18 protein-coding genes are annotated in these 21,406 nt (G+C 65.6%); 8 read left to right on the top strand and 10 right to left on the bottom strand.

Features of this window, described 5'->3' with window-relative positions; genetic code table 11:
• Positions 1-105: 105 nt before the first annotated feature.
• Positions 106-660, bottom strand: coding sequence for a hypothetical protein (locus G3574_RS18365; protein ID WP_163966373.1), 555 nt, complete (start codon positions 658-660; stop codon positions 106-108).
• A gap of 199 nt (positions 661-859) precedes the next feature.
• Here G3574_RS18365 and G3574_RS18370 point away from each other — a divergent pair, with 199 nt between their 5' ends.
• Positions 860-2,110 (top strand): branched-chain amino acid ABC transporter substrate-binding protein, encoded by a 1,251-nt coding sequence (locus tag G3574_RS18370; RefSeq protein WP_328804809.1) that lies wholly within the window; start codon positions 860-862, stop codon positions 2,108-2,110.
• Here the strand turns inward: G3574_RS18370 and G3574_RS18375 are convergent.
• Entirely contained in the window at positions 2,040-2,999 is a 960-nt protein-coding gene (locus tag G3574_RS18375) for an alpha/beta hydrolase (RefSeq protein ID WP_235953508.1), read from the bottom strand. The genes G3574_RS18370 and G3574_RS18375 overlap by 71 nt on opposite strands.
• Positions 3,000-3,116: 117 nt before the next feature.
• Positions 3,117-3,797 (bottom strand): Rossmann-fold NAD(P)-binding domain-containing protein, encoded by a 681-nt coding sequence (locus G3574_RS18380; RefSeq protein WP_163966378.1) that lies wholly within the window; start codon positions 3,795-3,797, stop codon positions 3,117-3,119.
• A 314-nt stretch (positions 3,798-4,111) separates the two neighbouring features.
• On the opposite strand from G3574_RS18380, the gene G3574_RS18385 reads away from it, so the two are divergent.
• Positions 4,112-4,477 carry a hypothetical protein gene (locus G3574_RS18385; protein ID WP_163966380.1) on the top strand — a complete coding sequence of 122 codons (366 nt, stop codon included), beginning with the start codon at positions 4,112-4,114 and terminating at the stop codon, positions 4,475-4,477.
• Here the strand turns inward: G3574_RS18385 and G3574_RS18390 are convergent.
• On the bottom strand, positions 4,465-5,556 hold the full coding sequence (locus G3574_RS18390) for an alpha/beta fold hydrolase (protein WP_163966383.1): 1,092 nt from the start codon (positions 5,554-5,556) through the stop codon (positions 4,465-4,467). The two genes, G3574_RS18385 and G3574_RS18390, sit on opposite strands and share 13 nt — an antisense overlap.
• Positions 5,557-5,744: 188 nt before the next feature.
• On the opposite strand from G3574_RS18390, the gene lldD reads away from it, so the two are divergent.
• Entirely contained in the window at positions 5,745-6,878 is a 1,134-nt protein-coding gene (gene lldD, locus G3574_RS18395) for an FMN-dependent L-lactate dehydrogenase LldD (protein WP_163966388.1), read from the top strand.
• Positions 6,879-7,090: 212 nt separating this feature from the next.
• The gene (locus tag G3574_RS18400; RefSeq protein ID WP_163966391.1) at positions 7,091-7,942 is read left to right on the top strand and encodes an endonuclease/exonuclease/phosphatase family protein; all 852 of its coding nucleotides are present in this window, start codon (positions 7,091-7,093) and stop codon (positions 7,940-7,942) included.
• Positions 7,943-7,975: 33 nt separating this feature from the next.
• On the opposite strand, the gene G3574_RS18405 is transcribed toward G3574_RS18400, so the two are convergent.
• Positions 7,976-8,926: a GlcNAc-transferase family protein gene (locus G3574_RS18405; RefSeq protein ID WP_163966393.1), complete on the bottom strand. Its 951-nt coding sequence runs from the start codon at positions 8,924-8,926 to the stop codon at positions 7,976-7,978.
• Between the two features lie 145 nt (positions 8,927-9,071).
• A complete protein-coding gene (locus G3574_RS18410) occupies positions 9,072-10,967 on the bottom strand; it encodes a TonB C-terminal domain-containing protein (protein WP_163966396.1) in 1,896 nt (631 codons plus the stop codon).
• Positions 10,968-11,279: 312 nt separating this feature from the next.
• Between G3574_RS18410 and G3574_RS18415 the strand changes: the two genes are divergently transcribed.
• Complete coding sequence (locus G3574_RS18415; protein WP_205609844.1) at positions 11,280-11,756, top strand: hypothetical protein; 477 nt, start codon at positions 11,280-11,282, stop codon at positions 11,754-11,756.
• 76 nt (positions 11,757-11,832) lie between these two features.
• Here G3574_RS18415 and G3574_RS18420 read toward each other — a convergent pair whose 3' ends face one another.
• Both G3574_RS18420 and G3574_RS18425 read right to left on the bottom strand, forming a co-directional pair.
• Entirely contained in the window at positions 11,833-12,210 is a 378-nt protein-coding gene (locus tag G3574_RS18420) for a hypothetical protein (protein WP_163966398.1), read from the bottom strand.
• 97 nt (positions 12,211-12,307) lie between these two features.
• A complete protein-coding gene (locus G3574_RS18425) occupies positions 12,308-14,803 on the bottom strand; it encodes a sensor domain-containing protein (RefSeq protein WP_163966401.1) in 2,496 nt (831 codons plus the stop codon).
• Positions 14,804-14,973: 170 nt separating this feature from the next.
• Between G3574_RS18425 and G3574_RS18430 the strand changes: the two genes are divergently transcribed.
• Both G3574_RS18430 and G3574_RS28700 read left to right on the top strand, forming a co-directional pair.
• Positions 14,974-16,149, top strand: a complete 1,176-nt coding sequence (locus G3574_RS18430) for an ATPase, T2SS/T4P/T4SS family (RefSeq protein WP_163966404.1) — start codon at positions 14,974-14,976, stop codon at positions 16,147-16,149.
• A 70-nt stretch (positions 16,150-16,219) separates the two neighbouring features.
• A complete protein-coding gene (locus G3574_RS28700) occupies positions 16,220-17,137 on the top strand; it encodes a winged helix-turn-helix domain-containing protein (protein ID WP_163966407.1) in 918 nt (305 codons plus the stop codon).
• Positions 17,138-17,193: 56 nt separating this feature from the next.
• Here G3574_RS28700 and G3574_RS18440 read toward each other — a convergent pair whose 3' ends face one another.
• Positions 17,194-17,445: a type II toxin-antitoxin system HicB family antitoxin gene (locus tag G3574_RS18440; protein ID WP_163966409.1), complete on the bottom strand. Its 252-nt coding sequence runs from the start codon at positions 17,443-17,445 to the stop codon at positions 17,194-17,196.
• Positions 17,442-17,675: a hexulose-6-phosphate isomerase gene (locus tag G3574_RS18445; RefSeq protein ID WP_163966412.1), complete on the bottom strand. Its 234-nt coding sequence runs from the start codon at positions 17,673-17,675 to the stop codon at positions 17,442-17,444. Before G3574_RS18445 ends, G3574_RS18440 begins: the two co-directional genes overlap by 4 nt.
• A 351-nt stretch (positions 17,676-18,026) precedes the next feature.
• On the opposite strand from G3574_RS18445, the gene G3574_RS18450 reads away from it, so the two are divergent.
• Positions 18,027-21,401 (top strand): sensor histidine kinase, encoded by a 3,375-nt coding sequence (locus tag G3574_RS18450; RefSeq protein WP_163966415.1) that lies wholly within the window; start codon positions 18,027-18,029, stop codon positions 21,399-21,401.
• The last annotated feature ends 5 nt before the right edge of the window (positions 21,402-21,406 follow it).

Consider the following 21,406-nt stretch of genomic DNA (forward strand, 5'->3'; position numbering starts at 1 on the left):
GCATCAGGACTGGCCGCGCCACCGGACACGCCGCCAGGCCATCGCCAGGCACAACGCGGTGCAGAGGCCCGTGCGGGCAAGCATCGCGTTGCGCCGTGCAGTTCATCACTGCCTTGCCTGTTCTCCGCCGCGCACGAAGAAGCGCCGGGTGCGCCGGCTTCCCTCGTCGCCAATCTTGTTTTCCTTGACCAGGGTATTCAATGCATAGGTTTGCCGTTGCACCAGTTTCTTTTTCTGGTCTCCATCCGGTTGCAATCCCAGTTGGGAGATTGCCGCGTTAAGAATGTCGCCTGCCGACTTCGGTTCCTGGGACAGCAGCTTCATCCAGAAGTCCATGCCGGTTTTAGGCAAGCGTCCGCCGGCTGATTTCGCCGCGCGTCCCGCGCCCTTGGCCGCCTGTTTCGCCGCGCCCCGTCCTGCGCGCGCGGCAACGGTCCTCTTGCTGGCGCCGGTTGAGGAGGAAGCCGTTTTTGCGGAACGCGTGCCGCGGCGGCCTCGTTGTCCGCCCTTGCGGTCATCGTCGCCGCTGCCTTCGACGCTCTCGAGTTTTTCGAGAGCCTCCTCGAGCGCGTTCGCGAGATTCATATAGTATTCGGCCCCTTGGCGGACATGAGCAAGTTCGGCCTTGATGGCTTCCTTGGCTGAGGTGAGGGATTGCATGTCATCACTCCTTGTAATGGAATTGCAACGTTAGCCAATCTTAAGTCGGTCACTCAAGACCTACCGAGACATTGTTTAAGTTTTCTCAACGATCAATGGACGTAGACTGCGGTGCGTGAAAAACGATCCCGTTCCGCATTTAAATATCTGCAGGCATGGCCTTCCTCAGGCCGGATGTTAGAATCGCGGCCCTATGCGAATGTCATTTCTTTCCTGCGCCGCGCTCGCCGCCGCGGCATCCCTTGCCCATGCCGCGCCCGATCCGGTCCGCATCGGCATGATCGAAGGCTTGTCCGGTCCTTTCGCCAATGCGGGCGCGGCCGTCGTGCGGAACCTGCAGCTTGCCATCGATAACATCAATGCGCATGGCGGCGTCCGGTTGCAGGATGGGCGGCATCCGCTGATGCTGCTCACCTTCGACAATAAACAAACGGTAGATGAATCGCTGATCGGATTGCGTCAGTATGCCGACCAGAAGGTATCGTTCATCGTTCAAGGCAACAGTTCGGCCGTGGCCGCCGCCCTGGTCGACGGCGTGGAAAAGCATAACCAGCGCATGCCCGCGCAACGCATGCTGTTTCTGAATTATTCCGCCGTCGATCCTTCCCTCACAAACGAAAAATGCAGCTTCTGGCATTTTCGTTTCGACGCGAACAGCGACATGCGCATGCACGCGCTGACCGAAGTCATCAAGAACGATGCCAGCGCGAGGCGGGTTTTCCTGATCGGACAGGACTACAGTTTCGGCCAGCATCTCGCCAGGGTTGCGCGCGCTCAGCTTGCGCAGAAACGCAAGGACATCGCCATCGTCGGCGACGAGCTGCATCCGATCGGCAAGATCAAGGATTTCTCGCCCTACGCGGCAAAGATCCGTGCCAGCGGCGCCGACACGGTCATCACCGGCAACTGGGGCAACGACCTGACGCTGCTGGTGAAGGCGGCGCGCGAAACCGGCCTGCCGGTGAAGTTCTATACCTTCTACGGCAACGGCCTCGGCGCGCCGGCCGCCATCGGGGAAGCGGGCGTGGGCAAGGTGCGCGCGGTCGCGGAGTGGCATCCCAACGCCGGCCTGCCGGGATCGGCCAGCGACGCCTTCTACCAGGCGTTTCGCAAGCGCTACCCGCGACCCGAGGACGACTACGTGCACCTTCGCATGCACCTGATGATCGACATGCTGGCCCGTGCCATCGAGAAAGCCGGCACGGCGGATGCAACATCCGTCGCGCGCGCTCTTGAAGGCGCGGCTGTCGACAACGGTTTTCATCAAGCGGTGATGCGCGCCGCGGATCACCAGCTGCTCCAGCCCTTGTATGTTTCCGTGATGCAGAAGACCGCCGACGGCGCGGTTCGCTTCGATAACGAAGGCAGCGGCTATGGTTTCAAGACCGAGCGTTATCTGAGTTTGAATGAGACGGCATTGCCGACGAGCTGCAGGATGACGCGTCCCTGAGGTCGTTCCCGGCGCCCGGCGCGGCATGCGTTTCCGCCGGTTCCGCGAGCGCGAACGCCTGCCTCAGGAAACGGCGCACCAGCAACTGCGTGGTGACGATGAAGGGAATGTTGGCATGATCCGAGCCGGGGATGACGACATCGTCGATCAGCTTCGGCAGGCGCGTCGCCAGCGCGTCGGTATGCGGATGCGGCACCACGTCGTCTCGCTCGGCGCGCACGATGAGCACCGGTGCCCGTACCTGTTCGGCCACCTTGACCGATTCGAAGCGATGCCGCAGGATGAGTCCGACCGGGGCGGCGGGAATCCGCCGGCGTGCCACCGCCAGCACCGAGTCGAAGGGCGTGACCAGCACCACGGCGGCCACCGCGCGCCTTGCCGCCACCTGCACCGCGATGCCCGAGCCGAGGCTGCGGCCGACGATGGCGATGCGGCTGCCGTCCGGGACGCGTCCTGCGGCGCATAGCCAGTCGACGCAGGCGCAGCCATCATCGACGAGTTCGCGTTCCCCGGGAATGCCCTGCGATTCGCCGAAGCCGCGGTGATTCACGGCCAGGACCTGTAGGCCGGGGAAGAGATGTTCCGCATCCCGCACCACCCACGACACCTCTTCCGAGCGTCCGCCGAAATACACGACCGCCGGATGCGGTCCTGGCACGCGCGGCGTCATCAGCCAGCCGCAGAGCCGCGTGCCGTCCGCCGAACGCAGCACCACCTGGCGCGTGCGGTGGCCGACGGGAGAGCAGCGGGCGACTTCGCGCTGCCGGGTAGGCGCGAACAGCATTTCACGCTGCCGCGTGGTGATCAAGGCGATGAAGCCGGCCCAGGTGGTGAATGCGGCCGCGCTCAGGGCCATCAGCGCCTGGCCGGTGCGGCGTAGCGTCAACATCCCGTCCTCCCGTGTTTCTGGTTGCTGTGTCTGGTGGTTACACAGGTTCGACAACGGGATGTGAAGTTCGTTGTTTGCGCGAACGCAGAGAGTGTCGCGGTTATGCCGGCGTGCGGATCAATGCCGGCGCGCCGGCTGCATCGCGCCCGAAAGCAGCACTTCGCGGCCGCGCGCCGCAGGCACGCGGGCGAGCAGGGCTGCCGCGACGTCCGAGGCATTGACCGGAAGGTAGTTCGCGGGAATGAAGGGACGCAGCAGCCTGCCGGCATGCAAGGCGATCCTTTCGCCGGAACGCACCGGCTGGCCCAGCGCCTCGCAGTCCCCCACCAGCATCGATGGCCGCGCGATCACAAGCGCGCTGAAGCCGAGGCCGGCGAGCGCATCCTCCAGCTCTCCCTTGACGCGGCTGTAGAAGAGGGATGAACGCACATCCGCGCCCATGGCGCTGACGAGGCCAGCCCGGGTTGCCCCCGCATCGCGCGCCGCCTTTGCCACCGCGAGGTTGGCATCGAAGTCCACCGCGCGAAACGCCGCCTGGCTCCCCGCCACCTTGATGGTCGTGCCCAGGGCGAGGTAGACCTCGTCCAGCGGTGGCAGCGCAGGCAGGGAGGAAAAGTCGGTGAGGTGCGTTGTGAGCTTCCGGTGCGAAATGTCGACCTGCCGCCGCAGCAGCGCATGCACCGAGGATACCGAGTCGTCCGCCAGCAGTCCTTGCAGCAGCGACTTGCCCACCAGGCCGGTGGCTCCGGCGAGCAGCACCTTGCGCTGCGCGCCGCCATTGCGTTCCAGGTCATTCATGGTTTTGCCTTTCACGGTCGGTCAGGAAATGTGGAATCAGGAACGGCTGGGAACAGGCTCTCCATGAATCCGATGAGCCGGCCGCGGCAATGCCATCGCTGTAGTCGTTACTACCATGATAAGTCCGACCGCGTGCGTTCACGCGCAAATTTGCGATGCCTCCCGCCATGACGCTCAAGGCCGCCTCGACGGCCGGCATTGAATCGCATTGACTCCCGGCATCAATCACGCTTGATCGGAACCAAACTTCCTGGATGCCACTCTTGCAAATACACTGTTGTTTTGTACAGTGCAGTCATTTACTGGAGGGTAATGTGGACGAAAGGCCGCGCCTGCAAACGGATGCCAGCGAACCCGGAGGCGGTTCGCCGCGGCAGTGCGACCACTACGTCGGCTGGCTGCATTTCCACGGCTATGCACGGAATTCGTCCGCGCCGCGCAGGCGTCCCCGCATCGTCCGCCAGTCGCAGGTCGATGACGTCGTCGGCCTCTACCGTTTCGAGCTCGTGCAGAAAGGCGCGTCGTATTCCCGCGCCTATGCCATGCCGGATGCGCTCGTGTTTGCCTTGTGCTGCTTCCCCTTCCTGTACTGCCCGCTTTGCGGCGTGGCGTTGTCGCGGGAAGCAGGCATTGAAAAGAACGATGGCCGGGAAGATGGCCACGACGATCAGTCTTGCTGACCGAGCCGCGGCGCGCTGCGCAGGATGTCCGCGAGCGGCTGCCTGTAGAAGCGCGCATTCGCGGTGGTCGCATGCCCGGTCGTTTCCTCGCTGGCGGGAATGAGGTAGTAGCGGCCATGCTTCACGCGCTTCATCTCGCGTTCCATCAGTCCGGTTTCGGGCGGGTTGCGTTCGTCGTCGGCGGCATTGATCGCCAGCACGGCGGATTCGATGCGCTCCAGTCCCGCCGACGGGTTGTAGTCGCGCGACGATTCCCATTGATACAGGATGTCGTTCGCGTCGCCGGTGCCGTCGGTTGCCTTGAGTCGCTTGTCCAGCAGCTGGTCCGCCTTTTCACGCGTCGGCGCCGCCTTCTGGTAGGCCAGGTTTCCGCCGCTGGTCGCGATGCCGAAGAAGACCGAGGCGAAATGCGCGCTGCGCGGCTGCGTGGTGTACTGGCCGTTCTTCCAGTCGGGATCGTTGCGGATGGCGTCGATGATGAGGCGGCGCATCATCCAGTTGCGGCTTGCCATCTCGGTCGGCTGGGATGCCATCGGCACGAGGATGTCCGCGAAGCGGGGGTGCTGCGTACCCCACATCCAGGCATGCATGCCGCCCATGGAGTTGCCGATGATGGCCCGCACGTGCCGCAGGCCGAAATGCTCGGTCAGCAGGCGGTGCTGGGCATCGACCATGTCGTCGTAGTTGTATTTCGGGAACGCGGTGCGCATGCCGTCGGAGGGCTTGGACGAGGCGCCCGCGCCGATCGCGTCCGGCAGGATGATGAAGTAACGGCTCGCGTCTAGCGGCTGGCCCGGCCCGAACAGTTCGCCGGCAAAGGACGGCGTGAGCATCCGCGCCGCCGAGCCCGCGGTGCCATGCAGCACCACCACCGGTTCGCCGGCGGGGTCGCCGATGGTGAGGTAGTGGATGCGCAGTTCAGGCAGGCGCTCGCCATCGTGGAAGCGAAAATCCCGCGCTACCCAGTTGCCCTCCTTCGGCGCCGGATATCCCGATGCACCGGCTGCCCCGGCGGTGGCGGCGGCAAGCGACAGCACGGCCCAACCGCCCGCACGAAACAATAAACGGAATGCCTGCATGGTTGTCTCCCCTCATCGTTTTCGCAAGGCCAGCATGGCGTTGCGTCAACATCAAGTCTAAACCGGCCCGGCGCCGGCTGCAGGAAAGGCTTTTGCCGCGGTGACACGCATGCCGGCAAGACATCCACTATCATGGAGCCAAGGCAGTCCTTCCATCGTGATTTCGCAAGAGCAAGAATCCAACCGACATGATCATCTCCTCCGCCACCGATTACCGCGAAGGCGCGCGCCGCCGCGTTCCCCCTTTCCTGTTCCATTACCTCGACGGCGGCTCCGGCGCCGAACAGACGCTGCGCGCCAACATCGACGACCTGCAGCAGGTGAAGCTGCGGCAGCGGGTGCTCAAGGGATCGGAGCAGCTCGACCTGTCGACCGAGTGGTTCGGCGAAAGATACGACCTGCCCATCGCGCTCGCGCCGATCGGGCTGGCGGGCATGTATGCGCGGCGCGGAGAAGTGCAGGCAGCCTGCGCCGCCGCCGAGCGCAACATTCCCTTCATCCAGTCGACGGTGTCGCTGTGTCCGCTCGCGGAAGTGGCCGCCGCGTCGAGCAAGCCGATCTGGTTCCAGCTCTACGTGCTCAAGGACCGCGGCTTCATGCGCGACGTGCTGCGGCGCGCGCGCGACCTCGGCGCCAGAACGCTGGTCTTTACCGTCGACATGCCGGTGCCCGGCGCGCGCTACCGCGACGCGCATTCCGGCATGAGCGGTCCGAACGCCGCCGCGCGGCGCATCATGCAGGCCATGCTGCATCCCCGCTGGGCCTTCGACGTCGGCCTGTTTGGCCGTCCGCATGACCTCGGCAACATCTCGGCCTATCGCGGACACGCCACCGGGCTCGAGGACTACATCGGCTGGCTGGCCAACAACTTCGATCCCGGCATCGGCTGGTCCGACCTGCAATGGATACGCGACGAATGGCAGGGACCGATGGTCATCAAGGGCATTCTCGAAGCCCAGGACGCGCGCGACGCCAAGGCATTCGGCGCGGACGGCATCGTGGTCTCCAACCACGGCGGCCGCCAGCTCGACGGCGCGCTGTCGTCGGCGCGCGCCCTGCCGGCGATCGCCGACGCGGTCAAGGGCGACATGACCATCTTCGCCGACGGCGGCGTGCGCACCGGCACCGACGTCATCCGCATGCTCGGCCTGGGCGCGGACGGCGTGCTGCTTGGCCGCGCATTCATCTATGCGCTCGCCACCCACGGCAAGGCCGGCGTGCAAAACCTCTTCAAGCTGTTCGAGAAGGACATGCGCACCAACATGGTCCTGACCGGCGTGCGCTCCATCCGCGAGATCGGGCGCGACATCATCACGTCGTGACCGCCGGCACACGTGCACGGTGGCATGGGAAGCAACGATGTGCGCAATGGCAAGACATTCCGGGGGATATTCCGCCCCCCCGTCTCCATGCCGTTTTAAAAAAAGCAAGAACCGTGTTCGTGAACTGACCTAGGATGAATGGCAGGGAGCAACGTGCGCGCCTGCCAGTGCCGATCAATCCGGGCCGCGCCGGCAGCGGGGGTTTTCCGACAATGAAACTCATCACCTGGAACATTCAGTGGGGCAGGGGCGTCGACGGCAAGGTCGACCTGGAGCGCATCGTCCAGGATGCGCGCGCGCTCGCCGATTTCGACGTCCTGTGCCTGCAGGAAGTCTCCAGCGGCTATCCCGAGCTGGCGGGATGCGATGGCCGCGACCAGTTCCGCGAACTGGCAAGCCTGCTGCCCGGCTTCATCGCCATCGAAGGCGTGGCGACCGAGGCACCCGACGATGCCGGCCGGCGCCGCCGCTTCGGCAACATGATCCTGTCGCGTTTTCCGGCGCTGCAGGTGTTCCGGAACATGCTGCCTTGGCCGGCGGAAGATGGCATCAAGAGCATGCAGCGCATGGCGCTCGAAGCGACCCTCGATACCCCGCTGGGCCTGATTCGCGTGACGACGACGCATCTCGAGTATTACTCCGAGCGGCAGCGTCATGCGCAGGTCGGGCGCTTGCGTGACATGCACGAGGAGGCCGTCGGGCATGCGATGAGCACGCATGCCGGCAAGCTGGCCGATGGTCCGTTCCTCATCCCGCCGCGCGGCGCTGCCGCGATCCTGACGGGCGACTTCAACATGCCGCCCGACTCGCCGGACAAGGCCTGGGTGGAGGCGCCGTTCGACAGCGGCATTCCTGCCTACCGGGACGCCTGGACGGCCTTGCATCCCGATGTCCCGCATCCTCCGACCATCGGGCTGTACGACAGGGAGCAATGGCCGGAAGGTTCCTCCAGCTTCGACTTCATCTTCGTGACGGAAGACCTGCTGCCGCGTCTGAGCCGCCTCCAGGCGGATGATGCCAGTCGCGCCTCCGACCATCAGCCGGTGCTGGTCGAACTTGCCTGAAGGCGCGCACGGGGGAGGGTCAATGCGGGCCGATCAGCAGAGCTTGCCGTCGAAGGGATCGGTGATGATGCCATTGCGGTAATCAATGCCGCTCAGCGCCGTGAATTCCGCCATGCTGCGTACCTTGCCGAGTCCATAGGCGCCGGGCAAGCCATCACCCGCGAGCAGCCTGTTCAGGCGCTGCTTGGCCCTTTCGGTGAGATAGGCGGAAGGGAAGGAGCGCCGGCGTTCCACCTCGCCATGCCAGTGGTGGGAATCGTGGGGCGTGCCTTCGTTCTTGTATAGGTGATAAAGCGGGATCTGCATCGGATGCAGGATGTCCCAGCCGCGCGTGAAGGCGCGTACCGCCAGGCTTTGCTCCTCGCCGTGGAAGTACAGGTAAGGATCGTAGGGCACCTCTTCCACGAAGCTGCCGGCGCAGAACAGGAAACCTCCGGCGATATGGCAGCCGCGCACGTGCTCGTCGGTGAAAAGGTGGCGTCCCTGGAAGCGCATCACGGTATCGGCCGGCGTGAGCACCGTGTCCGCATGGGGACGCAGCACCAGCGCGGTGTGGCCGGCGTTCGGCTCGTAGCGCGGCTGTCCGTCGATGATGTCGAAACGATAGGGATAGGTCGTGAGGATGGGCTTGGCGAAACGTTCACGCACCGTCGCATGCTGGTCGCGCAGCTTGTCGTCCCAGCCCGGTTCGAACAGGGTATGCGAATCGACCTGCAGCAGATAGGCCTCGCCGTCGTAAAGCGAAAAGGCGATGTTGCGCGCCCAGCTCACCCCCTGGGTATCCTCCGGATGGACATGCATGTAACGCACCTGCTGCGCATGGGGCAAGGCGCGGATTGCGGCGCGATGGTCGTCGACATGCTGGTCGACCACGCCGATGCGGATCGTCTCCGGCCGGCTGGCCTTGGCGAAGGCGTCGTTGATCGTGAAGAACAGCATCGGGTCCATGTAGGAGGCCATGCTGATGAAGATGGTCGGGTTCAAGCGGATTCCTTTTCTTGCAAGTCCATGACGGTCCCTGCGCACTGGCGCGCCGGTACGCTGGAAGCGCGGACCGGCTTGAGATCGTTTTTTCCGGCAATGGTTTCAGGAATCTGCCGGGTTAACATCCGGCCGTGGAACGAGCGTGTCAAAAGCTTACTTCCTCGAGGAGGCGGAGCTTGTCTTCGAAATTCCAGATGCGGCGGATCGGAATGACATCATAACGCCGCGCCAGCTCGGGCGGAAAGGCGGCATACCGGGCATTGATGCGGATGATGCGGCGGATCGCGTCGTCGAGTTCCTGCCGGCCGCTGGAACGATGGAAGACGATGTCCTCGACGCTGCCGTCGCTGCGCACGACGACGGTGACCAGGGCGTCGTTCAGCGATTTGTCGACGGCGGTCTGGGTGTAGTTGAGGCGGCCGGTCCGCTCGATCTTCAGGCGCCAGCCTTCGATGTACATCATCATGCCGACATCCTGCGGCGCCTTGCCGAGGATGGAACGGCGCGGCGCGTCGGCGCCATCCGGCACGGGTCGGGCGGCCTGCGCGTCCATGCGCGGCGGCTCCGGCCGGCGGAGTTGGTCCAGCGCGCGGCTGGCGAGGTCGCCGCCCCCGGGAAGGCTGCCGGGCGCATTGCCGCGCTGGGCAGGCATGCCTTGCGCGGGCTGCGCGCCTGCCTGGCCGCCATCCTTCCCCGGCAGGTCCCTGGCCCGCGCCGCCATGCGATCGGCTTCGCGCTGGCGGGCGGCCTGGGTATCGGCTTGGGCCTGTGATTGTGCTTGCGCCTCTGCCTGCGCCCGCTGGCGGGCCGCGGCCTCTTCCGCGAGGGTCTGGCGCTGCCGTTCCGCGATTCGCGCCGCCTCTTCCCTGGCTTCCTGCTCGCGCCGTTCGCGCTGCGCGCTTTCGAGCGCGAGGCGCTGCGCGTCCCGTTGCATTTCTTGCTGCGCCAGTTGCTCGGCGAGCTGGCGCTGGCGCTGCAGCTCGCGTTCCTGTTCCTGACGTCGCTGGATCTCCGCCTCGGCGAGGCGCTGCGCTTCCACCTGCGCCATGGCCTGCGCTTCCTGGGCCAGTTGCATCGCGCGGCGGCGTTCGGTTTCCGCCGCGAGGCGAGCGGCCTCGGTCCGCTGTCTCTCGATCTCGCGCTCCCTGCGCGCATGGTCCTCCGCCTCTGCCAGGCGTTGCTCGGCGCGTTGGCGTTCTTCCATGGCTTGGCGGCGAATGGATTCCTGCTGGCGCTGCTCTTGTTGAATCTGCTCCTGCCTGAGTTGTTCCTGGTTGATCTGCTCGGCGCGCGCGGCTTCCTGCTCGGCGAACTCCCGCGCTTCCATTGCCTCGCGCCTCGCGCGTTCCGCCCGTTCGGTATCTTCCTTGCGGGAGACTGCCTCGTCTTCCTGCCGGGGCGCGAATTCGCGGGCCTCCATGACGGGTTCTTCCTTGCTCGCCGGGGCGGGCTGCTGGAGTTCCGGGGCAGGGGCAGGCAGGACGAAGTCCTTGTCTTTGTCGGGAGCGAGGGCGATTACTGGCGGAGGCGCGCGGCGCGGTGGGCTGGCTGCCTTTCGCCGGACGGCTGCCCGCGGCGGGGCCGCCTTGCGCGGCGACACGGCGGGCAGCGGAGCCACGGGCGGCGAGGGAAGCGGAGCAGGGGGAGCGATGTCCACCATCCGTAAGCCCGGGTTCGATCGAACGGCGCCCGGTGTCTCGGGCTTGTCGGATTGCTTGGGTGCCAGGGCGGCAATGGCTGACGTCGGCGGATCCGGCAAGCTTCGCGGCGCGTCGGCCGGCGAAGGTTGAGCGGCCAGTGGTGGCAGTGGCGGCAGTGAGGGCAGGGGCATCGCGGGCGGCGACAGGGTGACGGACAGGCCCGGCGTGGAGAGCCCGGGCGGGAGCGGCTTGTCCTTTCCCGGCAGGCCCAGGCCGAGTTCGCCGAAGCGCAGGGACAGCACGGCGCCGTGCAGGGCCAGGGACAGCCAGATCGCTGTCCAGAACCGGCGCCGCGACCGCTCCTCGATGCTCCTTCCCCCTGGAATCCTTGCCTGAATCATCAAACCCTGCGAAAAAGTCAGCCCTTGCCTTTATACGTGGCCTTGCCAATACTCGCGTGCCTGTCATGTCTCGGCATGACGCGTCCGCGGCGGCGCTTCAATAAGGGATCTTATCCGATGCGGCACTGTCCCGGACAGGTTGGCCGGGCAATCGCGAAAAGAATGCGCGGACATCTTGGAGGATCGGGATCGACTTGGCATACTATCGGTATATGCGGCGCATTCGCGGCTGCTTCCCGGCTTCCGGCGTTCATCAATGGCGCGTGGCCGGCGGGCAAGCGCATCACCTGTTATTTGCGAGTGGTTCACAACATGCAACCCATGAAACGCGTGATCAGTTCCCTGGCACTTCTGCTTGCCTTTTCCGGTCCGGCCTTGGCGCGCGACGGGCTTGAAGCCTTCATCGAAGACGTCAACGTGCGCGCGCAGGTCGACCTGCCCGGGTTTTATGCGACCGTCGGCGCGCAGTTCGGCGTGCCGGCAAGCGAGGTTCAGGTTATCCAGCGTTCAGTTTCCGAACCGGGCGTGGCGTTCATGATCTTCCAGTTGTCGCAGATGTCAGGCAAACCCGTCGACCGCGTCCTGCGTGTCTACGAACATGGGACCGGGGTTGGCAAGGGATGGGGCATGATCGCCAAGGAACTCGGCATCAAGCCGGGCTCTTCGGATTTTCATGCGCTCAAGCGCGGTGACCTGGTGTATGGAGAACAGGGGCCGGCAAGGATGAATGCGCGGGGCGGCAAGCCAGGGCACGGGGCCCACGGGCAGGGCAGGCACGGAGAGAATTAGGCTGGCGCGTGGGCGGAAATTTGGAGATGGCCGCCGTGGCGGTTCTTGCGCGGCGACCGAGCCACGACAAGCCAAATCAAAGCTGCTCGAACACCGCAATCAAGGTTCCGTCATTGCGGCGGTAACCCGGCCGCGGCGCATGGAACCTCCCGCTCGTATCGACCGCGACATGGATGTCGCGCAGCCTCACCACCTTCCAGCCCGGACTTCCATTTCCCCGGCTCTCGATCCGATAGCACAGCAAGGCAAGCTGGCCTGAATGGTTCAGGCCAAGGCCGTGCGGCTCGACGGTAGCCGGTCCATCGCGCAGTCCAAGGCGCAGCACGCGCTTGCCGCGGATGGCCTTGCGTATCGTCGCATCGAGCGGAGACAGGCTTCCGGCGCCATGCGGCGCGGGCGTCTTGAAGGCATCCCCGTGCGCCGCTTCCGTTGGCGGCATGGGATCGATTGGCATCGAAGAGAGCATGCCCGCATGGTAATTTTCTTGCTGCCAACTGCATTGACGTTCGTCATGTCTAATGCCGCGGCACGGACGGCGCCTGCGAACGGCGTCACAAGGACAGGGCGGATTGCGCGATGCCGGCTTCCATGAAGGCTTCGAATTGCGCGGCCGGCACCGGGTCGCTGACGCACGAACCCTGGATTTCGTCGCAGGAGGTACTGCGCAGGAAGTGCAGGTGTTCGGTGGTCTCCACGCCTTCTGCAACCACCGACAGCTTCAAGGTATGCGCGAGGTTGATGATGGCTTCGGCAAGGCGCCATGGGCTGACGTCGCCGGGATGGATCTGCAGGAATGAGCGATCGAGCTTGAGGCTGTCGAGCGGGAAGCGGCAAAGATAGGCAAGCGACGAATAGCCGGTGCCGAAGTCGTCGACCGACAGGCGGATGCCGAGCGACTTGAGTTCCGTCAGCAAGGTCGCGGCCATCGCCGGGTCGTCCATCAGCGCGGTCTCTGTGAGCTCGAGTTCCAGTTGCTGCGGCGGCAGGCCGCTTGCCTGCAAGGCCTGCCTGACGGATTGCATGAGGCGGCGGCTGCGCAGCTGGCGCGCGGACAGGTTGACCGACATCTTCACCGCCCGGCCGAACCGCACGCACCAGGCCTGGGCTTGGACGGCCGCCTGCTGCAATACCCAGTGCCCGATGGCGTCGATCATGCCGATCTCTTCGGCGAGCGGAATGAATTGGGCCGGCGGCACCTCGCCGAGCACGGGGTGGTGCCAGCGCAGCAAGGCCTCCATGCCGGTCGTTTCCATGGTCCGCAGATCCACGCGCGGCTGGTAATACACCTCGAACTCGCCGCGTTCGAGCGCATGCCGCAGCGCCGACTGCATGGCCATGCGCGCGCGCGATGCCTCGCCCATGTCGGGCGTGTAGAAGCGGAAGCTTCCGCCGCCCGCGGCCTTGGCGCGGTAGAGCGCGATGTCCGCGTTCTGCAGCAGAACGTCGCTGGTCACGCCGTCCATCGGCGCCATGCTGATGCCGATGGAAGCGCTTGCCTTGACTTCATGTCCCTCGATGATCGCCGGGGCATCGAGGATGCCCACGACGCGTTCCGCGATATGCCGCGCCGCGTCGGCGCCTTCGCTGCATTCGGCGAGCACGACGAATTCGTCGCCGCCCAGCCGCGCCACCATGTCGTCGGGACGCAGGCACATCACGAGGCGGCGCGCGATTTCCTTGAGCAGCTGGTCGCCCGCGCCATGCCCGAGCGAATCGTTGACTTCCTTGAAATCGTCGAGGTCGATGAAGAACACGGCCTGCACGCTGCCTTCTCGCGCGCCGGAGAGCCGCTGCTCGAGGCAGGTCTGCAGCAGCGCCCGGTTCGGCAGCTCGGTCAGGACGTCGCTGGTCGCCAGGCGTTCGAGCGCCTTGGCGGTGCGGACCTCGCGCGTGACGTCCCGGCTGACGCCGCGGTAGCCGCGGAATTCGCCCTGCTCGAAGATCGGTTCGCCCGAGACGCGGATGAAGCGGATCACGCCGGGATAGTCCGGCGAGGTGACGGGATAGACCACGTCCCTGAACGGCTCCCGGCGCGCCGTGGCCGCCATGCAATCCTGGAAGCCGGGGCTGTTGAGGTCGGCCACGCTGGCTTCGAAACGCGTTCCCAGCAGGCTTTCCGGATCGATGTTCAGGCGCTTGTAGATGCCTTCCGACAGGAAGCTGAACCGCTGGTCGAGGCCGGTCTCCCAGTACCAGTCGGAGGAAAGCGAGGTCAGGCTGCGGAAACGTTCTTCGCGCCGAGCGAGTTCGCGCTCGGCATCGAGCTGGGCGGTGATGTCGCGGGCGACGGAAACGATGCCGATCTTGGCGCCGGTGTCGCGGTCGCGCACGGTCCGCGTGCTGGCGCTCAGCCAGACCCAGTGCCCCGCCTTGTGCCGGAACCGGATCTTCACCAGACCGCGCTGCCTAGTCGCGGCACCGTTCGCCTGGCTGCGCTCGTCTTCTTGTCCGGCGGGCGGCGGGCCAAGGTCGTCGGGATGGATGTAGCGGTAGAGATGCGTGCCGATCAGCTCCGCCGGCTCGTATCCGAGGATGTCTCGGTGCGATGGCGAGGCGTACACGTACACGTCGCTGGCATCGCTGTGCGAGATCAGGTCGCGCGCGTGTTCCGTCAGGAGCCGGTGCTCGGCTTCGCTGCGCTGGAGCAGCGCCTGGGCTTCATGGTGTTCGGTGATGTCGACGATGCTGCCGAAATAGCCGCACAGCGCGCCTTCCGCATCGAAGCGCGGCGCGCCGGTGCCCATCACCCAGCGGGTGCTGCCGTCGCTGCGCAGGATGCGGTATTCGACCTTGTATTCGCGCTGCGCCGCGCGCGCGCCGCGCACTTCCGCCGCCGCCCCTGGCAGGTCTTCCGGATGGATGAAGCGGATCCAGTCGGCGGTCTGTACCCGACCCGCCGCAGCAATCACTTGCCTGGAGGAGGGATCGAGGTAGGTGCAGTAGCCTTCCAGCGTCGCTTCCCAGACGATCATCTTGGCTTCGTCGGCAAGCCGGCGCACGGTGGCGCGCTCCTGGTTCGATCCGTGCTGGCTGGGGTTTCCGTTCATGATGGAAGACTTCGGCGTATGTCGCGGCGCAAAGCCAAGATATACCAAGTGACGTTTCCGCTTGTCAAATAAATCTGCGCGTACCCTTCCCCGGCTCCGCTTGCTGCCCTGCGCCACGGCATGGAACCTGCCGCCTGCGTCCCCGCACAAAGCAGATTTTGTTATCGAGCATGCATCAGATCCGCGAGTGCGACGGCGCGCACGGCACATCCTCCGCCGCAAATCCAGGCCAATGCGCCTCGCTGACGCGGTTCCTCGTCGAACTGCTGGACGGACCCGGCGGCTTCACCGACATCTTCCTCGAGTCCGGCATGCCGGTCATGCTGCGGCAGGCGCCCGGCTGCTGGGTCGCGGCCGAACACGGCGGCGTGCCGTGCATTCCCGGGCACGACCAGATCGAGCGCTTCCTGCATGGCCTCCTGCGCGACGGCGATCATCATCCGGGGCAGGGCGGCAGCCAGCCCCGCTGGGTGGCGGAACTCGCCCGGCAGGGCACCGTCCGCCGTGCCGCCGTGCTCTCCGAACTCATCGACGGCCGCTGGGTATCGCATCGCCTGCGCTGCACGGTGCAGCGCCAGCGCATGGGAGCGGCGTTCGGCGTTGTACTGCGTCCCGTGCGGACCGTCCCGTCATCGCTGGAGGCGCTGGGCCTGCCGGCGTCGGCCGGGCACCTGCTGGCCGCGACCTCGCGAGGACTGTTGCTGGTCACCGGTCCCGCCGCCGCCGGAAAGAGCACCACACTCGCGGCGATGCTGTCCGCGCTGGTCGCGCGGCGCCGCATCCATGTCCTGACCCTTGAACAGCCGGTCGAATTCCTGCATCCGCGCCATGCCGGCATGGTCAGCCATCGCGAGGTGGGGACCGACGTGGACAGCATCGCGGAAGGCATACGGCAAGCCCAGCGCTGCATGCCGGACGCGATGCTGATCGGCGAACTGGAAACGGAGGAGGCGATGCGGGAGGCCTTGCACGCCGCCGCGTCGGGCCTGCTGGTGCTGGCCTCAGTGCGCGCGCAGGATCCGCTGGCGGGCATCGGCAGGATGCGAGACGCGCTGCCCGCGCCGGTCCAGCGCAAGCTGCTGGCCGCATCCCTGGCGGGCGTGATCTGCCAGCGGCTGGTGCCGGCGCGGGACGCCGGCGGAGCAGTCCGGCTCGACCTGCAATCGAAGGTGATCGATTGTCGCCATCCGGAACTGGCGGCGGGCATCGGCGCCGCGAGCGACGAAAAGTTCGCGGCGCTGGCGCGGTTGCTGCCTCTCCTCGGCGATGCCGTCGAGACGAAGCCGGTAACGGCCGGTCTCGCCGACGCACGGACGGAAGCGTCCATGCCGGCTGGGCTGGCTTAACCGAGAGTTTTTCTTGCCACGAAAGTTATTTAATTAACAACTTTAATACAGGTTGCTGGAAGTTGCCCGAGTGCAGACTCTTACGGGCTACGACAAGCCCGAGGGAGAGAAAGTGCATATCAACCTGAAAATCATAGGAAAACAATTGTTCCGCCGCCTGTTCGAAGAGAGCAAGAAAGAGGACTCCGCCTTTCCAAGGAAATTCAGGCGCGACGAGCTCGAATGGAAGCTCACCTACACCACCACCGACCTGACCGTGAGCGACCTCCTGTGCTGCGAGGACGTGCCCTCCGCGCTGCTGATCGAGGCGCGCAACACCGCGATGATCAGCAAGATCCAGACATTGGAGGAGGAACTGGTGTCCTTCCTGCGGCGCAATTCCGAGCTTTCCTGCACGCTCGCGCCGGTCATCTTCGTCTTCCAGTCGCATGAATCCATCGGCGACACCCTCGACTTCCCGGAGTTCATTTCCGACTGGGTGTTCTGGCCCGTGCCAGTGGAAGACTTGTCGCGCCGTATCCTGTCGGCGTTCCTGCGCAAGCGCATCCTCAAGGGGTTGGTGCGCTTCGGTGCGGTGACCCTGATTCCCGAGACGCGGTCGATCGGTTACAACGACCAGTCGCTGCGCCTGACACCCACCGAATACACGCTGGCCGAAGCCTTCCTGCGCAAGATGGGCACGGTGATTCCGTTCAAGGACCTGGTGATGCTGTTCCAGGCAGCGGGCAAGTCCACCTCGCCCAACAACATCCGCGTCGCCATCTTCCAGCTCAGGTCGAAGCTCGAGGCCTTGACGCGATCCCGCATCACGCTGCTCAACGTCTACAAGCAGGGTTACTGCCTGCGGCAGGCCATCCGCCGCAACACCGAGGACTATGCCTTGTCGGTGCTCGCCCGCGAAGCCCCTCTCATTCGTGCCAGCAAGTCAGCCGATGCCGGTCCATGTTCCTCGCTGTTCTCGGACGAGCTCGAGGAACCGATGGATTGAGAGGGGATCGGGCAGGGAGGGAATGGACGCCGGGCGGCAGCCCGGCGAAACGAAGATCAGTCGAGCAGGCGCGCCTTGGGGCGGCCAAGTCCGCGAACACTGACGCGCTGCGCCGAGCGCGTCAGCTTGCGGGACATCGCGATGTATTCATCCACCGCTTCCTCGAAGGCATCGACGCGCTCTTCCGTCGTCGCGCCGTAGAACACCACGATATCGTCGATGCCGGCGATGCGGCCGACGAAGAGCTTGTCGACGTTGTCATAGTCGACGGTGGCGGCATAGCCGCGGTAGGTGAAGGGCTTGTTCATGGCGCGATCCCCGCGGCGATGAGGAACTCGCGCACGAAGCGCAGATGGTTGTAGGGAGCCTTGCCTCCCTGGGGAGGACGCTTGAAATCGGCCCGCTTGTCGTTGAGCAGGAAAGCGACGCGGCCCTTGCGGCCCTCCACGCGGCGCGCTCCCAATCCGATCAGGAGCGACTCGACATCCGGCCAGGCGACGGCGGCGGACTTGGGGTCGTTGAATATGGCAATCAGCATGTCTTTCATTCTTGGGCAAATTGAGTAAGGCGAATGTCCTCGCGCTCCGGGAATCGGCGACCTGTCCGCCCTGGGCCAGGCCGGCACATCGGGGCATCCATGCATGGTGACGCAAACATTCCGCGCATTGCAGGCATTCGACCCGGAGGCTGCTTTCCGGAACTTTATTAGCTCGGGTGCGTTGGCCTTAATGTTCGTGGCCCGGTGCCGGGATATGGGCGTCAATACAAGCTATGCCTGCGGCGCCTGGCGGTGCACCTTCCTCCTCGATGCCGGGCGCTAGAGCTAAATGCCAAATCAAGGGCGAACGTTCACTCTTTTAATATCAATTTCACCATTCATACCCTACACATGGAAAGCCATGCCAGCGAAGCGCAATGCTTGCCGGCGCGCGGGCGGCAGGCGCCTGGCTGGCATGCATGCCTCGCCGGCTGCGCGTCGCTGCGCGGCGTCATGCTGGCGCTGGCACTCACGCTGACTTTGGCGCTGGCCACGGTCGCATGCCACGCGGCCGGCCTCGCCGCTTCCGCCCGCAATCCGCGCTTCGAGCGCATCGCCGCCAGCCAGGGACTGTCGCACAACACCGTGCTCGCCGTCGCCCAGGACCGGCTTGGGTTCCTGTGGGTCGCGACCCAGGGCGGGCTGAACCGCTACGACGGCAATCGCCTTCTAAGCTACCGCCATGATCCCGCGGACAAGGCAAGCCTCGCCGACGACATGGTGTATGCCCTGCACGTCGACGAGGGCAACCGGCTCTGGGTTGGTACGCGCGGCGGCCTGCAGCGCTTCAGCGCGCGGGATGGCAAGTTCATCACGATACTGCCGGAAGATACCCGTGCCATCGTCGCGGACGGCAAGGGCGGAATCTGGGCCGGCACCATCAACGGCTTGGCGCATGTCGCCGGCGAAGGAAGCGTGCCAACCTTCCTCCGGCCGGTGGACGGCGATGAGCACAGCCTCAGCCATGCTCGCGTGCATGTGCTTGCCCGGGATGCGGACGGACAGGTCTGGATCGGCACCGAGAACGGCCTCGACATGCTGCGGCCAGACGGCAAGAGTGTCGAGCGCTTCATGCCTGGCGTAACCGGAATGCTGCCCCGTCCCCAGGACCAGGTGCGCGCCCTGCTGCCCGGCGCCAGCGGGGAACTATGGATAGGCACCGAAGGCGGCATCGAGCACTGGACGAACGGATACCGGAAGCGGCAGCGCTTCGGCACGGCGGAGGGCGGCCCGCGCGGCCGGGTGCGCGCCATCGTGCGCGACGATGCCGGCACGGTGTGGTTCGCCGACCTCGACCAGGGACTGTTCCGCTTGGACGCCCGGACGGGGCGGTTCGGCCGCTATCGCCATGATCCGGCGGATGCGCACAGCCTGTCGAGCGATCTCGTCACCACCTTGCTGCAAGACCGGTCCGGCGTACTCTGGATCGGCACCTGGAATGCCGGCCTGAACCAGCTCAACCTGTGGAACGCGGCCTTCGACCGCATCGTGCGGCGCACCGCCGAGCCGCAAGCCTTGAGCGACAACAGCGTCAACGCGGTACTGGCCGGGCAGGGCGGCAAGATCTACGTCGGCACGCTCAAGGGCGGCCTGAACGTGGTGGACCGGGCCACCGGCGAGGTCGGCGTGGTCCGGCACAATGCGTGGGGCGCCGATGGCATCGGCAGCGACGACGTGGAATCGCTGTACCAGGATGCGTCCGGCACCATCTGGATCGGCACCGACCGCGGGCTGAGCCGCTTCGATCCCGCGACACGCAAAGTCACCCGGGTCCGCTTCAGCGGCATGGCATCCGGGCCCATGTTCATCCGGGCGATCGCGCGCGACCATGAGGGCAAGCTGTGGATCGCGGCATCCGGCGACCTGTTCCGCGTCGAACCGGGTGGACGCGTACTGAACCGCTTCACGCACGAACCCGGCCGGCCGGACAGCCTGCGCAACGGGCGGGGCGTGAACGCCTTGCTGGTCGATCATGAAGGCCGGCTCTGGATCGGGTCCAGCGGCGGCGGCCTGAACCGCTACGAGGGACCCGGCGACGGCGGCGGGGTATTCAGGCATGTCGGCGCCGACGGGGCAGGCGGGTTCAGCATCAGCGACGACGTCGTGACCAGCTTGCACGAGGACCGGCGCGGCGACCTCTGGGTCGGCACTGCGAACGGATTGGACCGGATGGTCAGGCAGGCCGACGGCAGCTTAGGCTTCGAACGCCATGGGCTGCGCGAGGGACTGGCGAGCGCCGCGGTGGCCGCAATCACCGAGGATGCGGAAGGCGCCCTGTGGTTCAGCACCGATGCCGGCCTGACGCGGCTCGATCCTGGCCGCACGCGCTTCCGCCATTACGGCGCTACGGATGGCATGGTCGATGGCGGCTACAGCATCGGTGCGGCTTCGCGCGCCGCCGGCACCGGTCTCGTGTTCGGCGGATACCAGGGCGTGACCGTGGTCGATACCGCCCGGCTGCGCGACAATCCGGCGGCACCGGAAGTGCGGATCACCGATCTCCTGCTGTCGAACCGGTCGGCGCGCGATATTCGCAACGACCATGGCTTCCGCATCGACGGTCCGGTGGAGTCGGCGCGGCAGGCGGTGCTCGATCATCACCACGCCATGATCTCCATCGAGTTCGGCGCCATGGATTTCGCCGATCCCTCACGCGTGCGCTACGAATACCAGCTCGCGGGATTCGACGAAAGCTGGCACGAGGCCGATGCCCGCCAGCGCTCCGCCACCTACACCAACCTCGATCCCGGCAGCTACGTGTTCCGCGTGAAGGCGCGTTCCAAGGATGGCGTGCCGAGCGCGCGCAACGCGGAACTGCAAATCGTCATCAGGCCGCCCATCTGGAAAACCTGGTGGTTCATAGTCCTGCTGCTGGTTCTTGCCTGCGCCATGGCTTTCCTAGCCTATCGCTGGCGCATCCGGCGGCTGGCGCGCGGCTATGAAGTCGAGCGGCTGGCGATCCGTGCCAGGGCCGAACTCGATTCGGCGGCCGCCCAGCGCCGCTTCGTCGCCATGGTGTCGCATGAATTGCGCAACCCGCTGGCGATCATGGAGACCGCGGTGAAGAACCTGGCGCGCGTCGATCTCGAGGCTTTGCCGGCCCCTGTGGCGCAGCGCCTGGAAAAGATCCAGCGCGCGCAGCAGCGGGTGCAGAGCCTGGTGGACAACTTCCTGACCGAGGAAACCCTGCAGATGCCCGACCTCATGCCCAACAAGGAAAAGGTCGACGTGCTGGCCCTGCTGCGCGAAGTGGCCTGCGACATCGGCGCATCGTCCGCGACGCACCAGATTGCGCTGTCCGCGCCGTCCGCGCTGCCGGTCATGAAGGTGGACCGGGAGATGATGCGGATCGCCTTCTCGAACCTGATCGAAAACGCCGTCAAGTATTCGCCCGACGCCGACCGGGTGGAAGTCGAAGCTAGCTTCACCGACACCCTGGTGGAGGTCGAGGTCAAGGATAGTGGCATGGGCATCGAGGAAAGCGACCTGCCCAACATATTTGAAAAGTATTTCCGCGCCAATCACGGCCGGCCCAACATCAAGGGCGTCGGCCTTGGATTGTATGTCGTGCATCGCATCGTCGAGCTGCACCACGGCGTCATCCAGGTGGAAAGCAGGGTTGGCGTCGGAACGACCTTCCGCATCCAGCTGGCGCGCGGCCGCCGCTCCGGCCATGACCAGCCGCGAAGCAGGACGGCGGCAGTATTGGCTTCACCGCATGCATGACTTGT

The organism is Noviherbaspirillum galbum, from assembly GCF_010974945.1.
Taxonomy (GTDB): domain Bacteria; phylum Pseudomonadota; class Gammaproteobacteria; order Burkholderiales; family Burkholderiaceae_D; genus Noviherbaspirillum; species Noviherbaspirillum galbum.

Bases quoted from the DNA above. Each gene is read 5' to 3' on its own strand.
- G3574_RS18430 (WP_163966404.1), top strand. From the start codon at position 14,974: ATGCATCAGATCCGCGAGTGCGACGGCGCGCACGGCACATCCTCCGCC.
- G3574_RS18440 (WP_163966409.1), bottom strand. From the start codon at position 17,445: ATGAACAAGCCCTTCACCTACCGCGGCTATGCCGCCACCGTCGACTAT.
- G3574_RS18415 (WP_205609844.1), top strand. From the start codon at position 11,280: ATGCAACCCATGAAACGCGTGATCAGTTCCCTGGCACTTCTGCTTGCC.
- G3574_RS18390 (WP_163966383.1), bottom strand. From the start codon at position 5,556: ATGCAGGCATTCCGTTTATTGTTTCGTGCGGGCGGTTGGGCCGTGCTG.
- G3574_RS18410 (WP_163966396.1), bottom strand. From the start codon at position 10,967: ATGATTCAGGCAAGGATTCCAGGGGGAAGGAGCATCGAGGAGCGGTCG.
- G3574_RS18375 (WP_235953508.1), bottom strand. From the start codon at position 2,999: ATGTTGACGCTACGCCGCACCGGCCAGGCGCTGATGGCCCTGAGCGCG.
- G3574_RS18425 (WP_163966401.1), bottom strand. From the start codon at position 14,803: ATGAACGGAAACCCCAGCCAGCACGGATCGAACCAGGAGCGCGCCACC.
- G3574_RS18400 (WP_163966391.1), top strand. From the start codon at position 7,091: ATGAAACTCATCACCTGGAACATTCAGTGGGGCAGGGGCGTCGACGGC.
- G3574_RS18450 (WP_163966415.1), top strand. From the start codon at position 18,027: ATGGAAAGCCATGCCAGCGAAGCGCAATGCTTGCCGGCGCGCGGGCGG.
- G3574_RS18370 (WP_328804809.1), top strand. From the start codon at position 860: ATGTCATTTCTTTCCTGCGCCGCGCTCGCCGCCGCGGCATCCCTTGCC.
- G3574_RS18445 (WP_163966412.1), bottom strand. From the start codon at position 17,675: ATGCTGATTGCCATATTCAACGACCCCAAGTCCGCCGCCGTCGCCTGG.
- lldD (WP_163966388.1), top strand. From the start codon at position 5,745: ATGATCATCTCCTCCGCCACCGATTACCGCGAAGGCGCGCGCCGCCGC.
- G3574_RS18380 (WP_163966378.1), bottom strand. From the start codon at position 3,797: ATGAATGACCTGGAACGCAATGGCGGCGCGCAGCGCAAGGTGCTGCTC.
- G3574_RS18365 (WP_163966373.1), bottom strand. From the start codon at position 660: ATGCAATCCCTCACCTCAGCCAAGGAAGCCATCAAGGCCGAACTTGCT.
- G3574_RS18420 (WP_163966398.1), bottom strand. From the start codon at position 12,210: ATGCCAATCGATCCCATGCCGCCAACGGAAGCGGCGCACGGGGATGCC.